Origin of the sequence: Streptomyces sp. NPDC057271 (assembly GCF_042668715.1) — a bacterium.
Classification (GTDB): domain Bacteria; phylum Actinomycetota; class Actinomycetes; order Streptomycetales; family Streptomycetaceae; genus Streptomyces.
In genome coordinates this window covers 1-1,066 of sequence record NZ_JBHUYJ010000266.1, presented here as the reverse complement: position 1 = coordinate 1,066, position 1,066 = coordinate 1, and the positions used below count along the sequence as shown (strand labels likewise).

Below are 1,066 nucleotides of genomic sequence, written 5' to 3'. Positions count from 1 at the left end.
TTCTGTTTAGATGTAGGCTTTCGGTATGGCGATGGGGCGGCCGAAGGCCGAGTTGGTGCTGACCGATGAGGAGCGGGCCGCGCTCGAGGGCTGGGTGCGGCGCCGTTCGACGCCTCAGGCGTGGGCCTTGCGCTGCCGAATCATCCTGGCCTGCGCCGAAGGCACGACGAACAAGGACGTTGCGGCCCTGGTGGGTTCCACGCCTCAGGCGGTAGGCCGCTGGCGGGCCCGTTTCGTGCAGTACCGGATCGCGGGCCTTGGGGACATGCCGCGTTCGGGCGGGCCCAGGACGGTGACGGACGAGCAGGTCGCCGCCTTGGTCACCAAGACGCTGGAGTCGACGCCGAAGGGGGCGACGCACTGGTCCACGCGGTCGATGGCCAAGGAGACGGGTCTGTCTCAGTCGACGGTGTCGCGTGTCTGGCGGGCGTTCGGCCTTCAGCCGCATCGGTCCGAGACGTTCAAGCTGTCGACGGATCCGTACTTCGTCGACAAGGTTCACGATGTCGTCGGCCTGTACCTGGATCCGCCGGAGCGGGCCCTTGTGTTCTGTGTCGACGAGAAGTCGCAGATCCAGGCCTTGGACCGGTCTCAGCCGGTGCTGCCGATGATGCCGGCGGTGCCCGAGCGGCGGACGGCGGATTACGTCCGGCACGGCACCACCACCCTCTTTGCCGCCCTCGAGGTCGCCACCGGCAAGGTGATCGGATCCCTGCACCGCCGCCACCGTGCCGAGGAGTTCAAGAAGTTCCTCGTCAAGCTCGACAAGGAAGTGCCCGCCGATCTCGAGGTCCACCTGGTGCTGGACAACTACGCCACCCACAAGACCCCGGACATCAAGAAGTGGCTGCTGGCACACCCCCGGTTCCACCTGCACTTCACGCCCACCGGATCGTCCTGGCTCAACCTGGTGGAGCGGTGGTTCGCCGAGCTGACCAACAAGCAGATACGGCGAGGCGTTCACAAGTCCGTCCAGGCCCTGGAGAAGGACATCCGCGACTGGATCGCCACGTGGAACAGCGACCCGAAACCTTACGTGTGGACCAAGACTGCGGACGAGATCCTT

At 65.9% G+C, this 1,066-nt stretch carries 1 protein-coding gene; it reads left to right on the top strand.

From position 1 onward, the window contains the following. Nucleotides 1–31 precede the first annotated feature (31 nt). On the top strand, nt 32–1,066 hold a 1,035-nt coding region (locus tag ACFUJR_RS39375), incomplete at its 3' end, for an IS630 family transposase (RefSeq protein WP_383181805.1).